This window comes from Arthrobacter sp. H5 (assembly GCF_000520595.1).
Taxonomy (GTDB): Bacteria; Actinomycetota; Actinomycetes; order Actinomycetales; family Micrococcaceae; genus Arthrobacter_D.
This window is the reverse complement of the sequence record NZ_KI915025.1, coordinates 1-5,746: the sequence shown is the minus strand read 5'-3', so window position 1 is coordinate 5,746 and position 5,746 is coordinate 1. Positions and strand designations below refer to the sequence as shown.

Below are 5,746 nucleotides of genomic sequence, written 5' to 3'. Positions count from 1 at the left end.
CCTGGGCCTTCAGGTCCCGGGCCCGCTTGACCAACGCATCAGCGGCGGTGACTTCCCGCCGCCCGGCCTTCCGCCCATGTTCGGCGGCCGCCGCCATGCCGCCCCTGGTCCGCTCGGCCAGCTGGTCACGCTCGAGCTGAGCGAACGCGGACATGACCGTCAGCATTGCCCTGCCCATCGAACCCGTTGTACTGATGCCTTCTGTGACGCTACGGAAGTGCACACCCCGGTGTTCCAGGTCATCGATGATGGCCAGCAGGTTGCGGGTGTTGCGCCCCAACCTGTCCAGCTTCCAGACCACGACCTCATCGCCCTCCCGAAGATGGTCGAGCATCTTGTCCAGTTCAGGCCGGCTGGCCCGCGTTCCACTCACACCGTGATCGGTAAAGATCCGGTTGCAGCCCGCGGCCGCCAACGCCGCCTGCTGCAGACCCGCGTTCTGATCCAAGGTGCTGACCCTGGCATACCCAACACTTCCCACGCCCACTCCCCTATCAGCTCATCAAAGGCCACAATTTGCTTTGTTGAGAATAGCGCCTGTGAGACACATTGCTGAGATAAGACACGCCTACGAGAACCCCCGGGAATGCTGGGCTTCGACAAATCACCGATCGGCCGGCCGTCCTGTCTTGGTAAAGGATCCTTTGACGAGATAGCGGGCGACCCACCGGGCCGCCCTCAAAGGTTCCTCGAGCGGGGTCTTGGAACCGCCAAATTAAGCTGCAATTTAACCGCCATTCCTGACTGAGAGTCACAATCCCGATTTGGTGCCAAAATCCTCGCGAAGGCTAGCTGACTGCCTCCGGGGTGGACGAAGGCGGAATTGCTGTGCGTCAGCGTTGGCTCGTGAGTCGTTTTGACATGCGCAGCCCGCTCCCCTAAACATGTAACCATGGTTGCGAACTTGGATCGTTTGAATTGGGTGTTGCTGAGTTATCGGATTCCCCGGACACCCTCGACCGCGAGGATCGCGGTGTGGCGGAAGCTGCAACGGCTCGGCGTCGCCCAGATTGGTGATGGCGTAGTGGCTTTGCCCGAGGACGCCCGAACCCGGGAGCAGCTGGAGTGGATCGCCGAACAGATCGAGGAAGCACACGGGGCAGCCACAGTGTGGCGGGCACAAATGACCTCTGCGACCGAGGAACACCGCTTGATTACCGCGATGGCGCAGGCCCGAACAGAGGAATACCAGGCGATCATCGCCGAGGCTACGGCTGCACGAGGCACTGAAATGGGATCCGGATCGCGTGTGCTGGCGAAATTGCGGCGCGACCTGAGACAGGTGCGCCGGCGGGACTACTTTCCCCCGGTGGAGGCCGGCCAGGCACGACTGGCCGTTGAGGATCTAGCGGGCGGCATTACTTATCCGGAATCGATGCCGGCAGGGACGGGGCCACGATGAAGTGGTTTACCCGCGAGAGCATCCATATAGACCGCGCCGCATCGGCATGGCTCATCAAACGCTCCATCGATACTGACGCACAATTTGCGTTCATTTCCGACCTCAGCGAGGTGAGCGAGGGCGGCGTTCCTTTTGACATGCGTGGGGTTGACCTCGGGCACCATGGCCACGACTGCACTTTCGAGACGCTGCTGCGCCGGTATGAGCTCATCGATCCTGTGCTGTGGAAGATTTCCGAGATCGTCCACGAAGCGGACCTCGACGACGAACACTTCGATGCCCCTGAAGCAGCCGGACTGGACGTTGTCCTCCGCGGACTTTCCATGATTCACGATGACGTGCAGGTTCTGGCCGTCTCCGGCGCCGTATTCGACGGCTTGTACGCCTACTATCACCGGGCGCTGATACTCGGCAAGGAGCCCGCATGAGCATACCCACGCCGCAGCCGGCCCACGACGGGCCTGATCGGCAGCCAGATCCGGCGGCAACCGTCGTGCTGCGACGCAACCAGGACGTGATCCCGTTCCGTGACGCGGTGAGGGTGTGGTTCCTCATCGGTCTGCAAACATTCGGCGGCCCTGCCGGGCAGATCGCGGTCATGCAGCGCATCCTGGTCGACGAGAAACGGTGGATCGGTCAACGCCGCTTCCTGCACGCACTGAACTACTGCATGCTGCTGCCCGGGCCCGAAGCACAACAACTCGCCGTCTACACCGGATGGTTGCTCAACGGTGTTCGCGGCGGCATCGTCGCCGGGTCCCTGTTTGTCCTACCCGGCGTGGTCGCCATGCTCGGGTTGTCCGCGCTGTATGTCGCCTTCGACGAGACCACGATCACGAGCGGCTTATTCATGGGACTGGGTGCGGCCGTCATCGCGATCGTCATTCACGCTGTCATCCGGGTCAGTCGCCGAGCACTGACCCATCCCAGCCTGCTCATCCTGGCTATCGGTGCTTTCGCCGCCTTGACCCTGTTCGCAGTTCCTTTCCCCGCTGTCGTTCTCACCGCCGCGATCATCGGCTGGGCAATCGGCAAATTCCGGCCCGGAGTAACCGAACCAAAATTGAGCAGCGCCGCGGATGACGGTCCCGTCCCGTTGATCAGTGATGAACAATTGCACAGCGACGCCCCCTCGCTGCGCCACAGTGCACTCGTTCTGACACTCGGTCTGACGGTGTGGGCCGCCCCCGTGGTCGCCGCTGCCATGCTGATCGGCCCTCACAGCATCTTCGTGGAACAAGGGCTCTTCTTCTCCGGAGCGGCCGTGGTCACCTTCGGCGGCGCATACGCCGTCCTGGCATACGTCGCACAACAGGCGGTGTCCGTATACGGCTGGCTGGCTCCGGGGGAAATGATCCGCGGCCTGGCGCTGGCCGAAACCACGCCGGGTCCGCTGATCATGGTCGTCCAATTCGTCGCCTTCGTCGGCGCCTACCGGTTCCCAGGAGATTTCAACCCCTGGGTGGCCGCCATACTCGCCGCACTCATTACGACGTGGGTCACATTCGTTCCCAGTTTCCTGTTCATTCAGCTCGGCGCCCCATACGTCGAACGGCTCCGCAACAACCGTCTCTTGTCAGCAGCGCTGACAGGAATTACCGCAGCTGTAGTCGGTGTTATCGCCAACCTGGCCGTCATCTTCGCCATGCACAGCCTCTTCTCCGAAACCAGCCCAATCACCTGGGGAATCATCAACATGCAGATACCGGAACCAGCCAGTTTCCAACCCGGAGCGCTAGCGGTCACCGTACTCGCGGGATTCCTCATCTTCATACGCCAGTGGTCGCTACTTCGCACGCTGGGCGTGTGCGCCATAACAGGCATCATCGTTCAATTCGGCCTACTGCTTCTCTAGAGCCTCACATCTGACTCACGGTCGCGCCCCTAACCGGGCAGTGCAAACGACTTCTGACAATGACATTCCAAGCCCGCAGAACGGCCATCCTGCGTTTCATAACTGATCCCACGACCGTGTCCCACATCGTGCGTGCATAACTGATCTGTGGTCCAGCGGCCGAGACTTCAGCGCCGCAGTCGCTCTTACCGGGATCAACGCTGCCATGACCGAGTCGAAGGCCACGGGCATTAACGGCTGAGGGCCCCGCAGCTCCTGGCCGCGGGACCCTCAGTAATCCGTAACAGAGAACCTGCCCCTGTCTTCGTTTACAGTTTACTCCTGTGGGAACAGCACACCAACCAGCCATCGAGCAGACCCTGCTTAAACGACTCAGCCCGGAAAGACTGGCGCCCTACCTGCACGTCGAAGGAAACCTCCACGACGCCATCCACCTCTACCGATGGAACATCGACCTCTCGGGTGCCGTCTACGAAGCCCTTCACGTCTTCGAAGTTCTTCTCCGCAACGCACTCGACGAAAGACTCTGCCTGTGGAACGCATCCCAGCCAGATCCAGATCACGGCCGGCTCTACTCGGCAGACTGGCTCATGGATCCCTCTGCCCTCCTCATCCGGATTGTCGGCCGTGACATTCCCGAAGCCAGACGGCGCGCATTGAAATCGACCACACGGCGTCCACAAGGTCAGCGAGATCCGCATCACGCGGACATTCTTGCAGCCATGTCGCTCGGCACGATGAAGCCCTCAACGAAGCATTCCCGTACCTCAAACGAACGCCGCGCCAGCTGGAACACGCGGTCGAGGGCATTTACCGCCTCCGCAACCGGGTCGCCCACCTGGAACCGCTGATCAACAGCAACGTCCAGGCACAACTGGTGAACATGCGTACCGTCATCGGTGCCATCAGCCCGGAGCTGCTTTCCTGGTTCGCCTCCACCGAGAGAATCGGATCGACGCTCCAGCAACGACCCAGCTCCGCTCGGAATTGAACCCAGCGGGCGGAGGGCTGACGTAACAGCCCGTTATCGGCAAACGATTGAGGTGCTGCTCTCAGGAGCAGCACCTCAACCCGAGAACCAGCCCCCTACATCTTGACGTTCATCTTGATGTGGGTTCCCTCGCTGATCAGCGAGGCGTAATCCGTGAGTTCAGGATTGGTGATACTGCCACCGTTTATCCGCTTCCACTCATGTTCAAGGATTGGCTTGATTACATCGACCGGCCGCCCGGTGTAGCGGCGGCGTAGCGATTCGAACATCCGCTCATATTGACCGGCCAGATCACGGACACTGCCTTCGGTTGCCTTCCTGACCTGCTTTTCAAAGTCTTTACTGTTGAATGTGAACCCGCTACCCATGTCACACCGCCTGGGTGATCGTGGTGTCCGGGGTGCGCCGGGCCGTGGAACCTCTGACGAACCGGCCCGTGATTGTTGATCTGTGCACGACCGTGTTGTTGGACGTACCTCGTCCCACACGTTCGGTCGAGGTTGTCTTGGGACTGCGGCGGGTGGCTCCCTTGCTCAAAAAGCGACCCGTTCGGGCGCTTCTGCTGACTGTGCGCGCCATGGCACACACTCCTTTCTGGTCCAAGATTGAACCAAATGAGGAGCACTCCACCAATTTTGTGCCTAAACTAGGTAACCTACCGATCAAGTAGAAAAACCCAAGCCCCGGTCAACTGGCCCCCGGCCTATTGCCGGGGTTTGGTGCTCCATATCACAGTCTACCGGCGGTAAATGACAATCGTGTATTTCTCTAGCCACAGCTGCTGTGGATAACCTGGACACGACTATCCATGGAGTACATCCCTGGCCTGTAGTTTGCTGTTGGGAAGTCATTCTTTCCCACGACGAAAGCGCTGTTGCTGTTATCGGCGTTTAGAACAAGTTTCGAGCAGCTGCGGGACCTTGGACTTCAGCCGGCCCCGGGCCAAAGCTGCCAGCACCTGCGGGTCCCGTTCCCCGCTCACGAGGGCCTCAAGCATCGCCCGGGAGGAAACACCGGACAGCTCCGAGACCACGGCCGATAGCTTGATGCCCGAGCCTTCCAGGAACTTCTCCAGACGCTGGATCTGCCGGGTACGGTCCCGGACCGCAATGGACCGGGACCGGGTCAGATCGCGTAGATCACGAATGGGTTCCGGCGGGACGAAGGAAGCCCGCAACAACCCATATGCACCCAGCTGGGCGAGCCATCCCGCATCGGAGACATCGGTCTTACGGCCGGGGATATTCCTTGCCATCTTGGCGTTGACCAGCATCACCGGCAGCGTTTCTTCCATCAGATAATAGAACGGCTTCCAGTAATCGCTGGTCGCCTCCATCACCACCGTCGTGACCTGCTCACCTTCAAGGAAAGCACGCAGTTCAAGTATCTGCCCGGTGGTGGCACCCCAGGTCGTGACTGTGGAGGTAAACGTTCCCGCACGCTGACCGGGTATACGCACGCACACCTTCGCGTCGCGTTTGGAGATATCGATCCCGAC

The 5,746-nt window shown here is 60.6% G+C and carries 6 protein-coding genes and 1 pseudogene; 4 read left to right on the top strand and 3 right to left on the bottom strand.

The window, feature by feature from the left end:
• A partial coding sequence (locus Y708_RS26370) for a recombinase family protein (RefSeq protein ID WP_035776867.1) occupies positions 1-481 on the bottom strand: 481 nt, incomplete at its 3' end.
• Between the two features lie 411 nt (positions 482-892).
• Here Y708_RS26370 and Y708_RS26365 point away from each other — a divergent pair.
• From Y708_RS26365 to Y708_RS29415, 4 genes are all read left to right on the top strand, one after another.
• Positions 893-1,402, top strand: coding sequence for a Chromate resistance protein ChrB (locus Y708_RS26365; RefSeq protein ID WP_051479184.1), 510 nt, complete (start codon positions 893-895; stop codon positions 1,400-1,402).
• Positions 1,399-1,830 carry a chromate resistance protein ChrB domain-containing protein gene (locus Y708_RS0118975; protein ID WP_028281142.1) on the top strand — a complete coding sequence of 144 codons (432 nt, stop codon included), beginning with the start codon at positions 1,399-1,401 and terminating at the stop codon, positions 1,828-1,830. Before Y708_RS26365 ends, Y708_RS0118975 begins: the two co-directional genes overlap by 4 nt.
• Positions 1,827-3,257 (top strand): chromate efflux transporter, encoded by a 1,431-nt coding sequence (gene chrA, locus Y708_RS0118970; protein ID WP_081747017.1) that lies wholly within the window; start codon positions 1,827-1,829, stop codon positions 3,255-3,257. Before Y708_RS0118975 ends, chrA begins: the two co-directional genes overlap by 4 nt.
• A gap of 323 nt (positions 3,258-3,580) precedes the next feature.
• Entirely contained in the window at positions 3,581-4,108 is a 528-nt protein-coding gene (locus Y708_RS29415) for a hypothetical protein (protein ID WP_155853946.1), read from the top strand.
• 235 nt (positions 4,109-4,343) lie between these two features.
• Here Y708_RS29415 and Y708_RS0118955 read toward each other — a convergent pair whose 3' ends face one another.
• Both Y708_RS0118955 and Y708_RS26360 read right to left on the bottom strand, forming a co-directional pair.
• Positions 4,344-4,616, bottom strand: coding sequence for a hypothetical protein (locus tag Y708_RS0118955; RefSeq protein ID WP_028281138.1), 273 nt, complete (start codon positions 4,614-4,616; stop codon positions 4,344-4,346).
• A gap of 533 nt (positions 4,617-5,149) precedes the next feature.
• A pseudogene (locus tag Y708_RS26360) lies at positions 5,150-5,746 on the bottom strand (transposase); the annotation flags it as partial.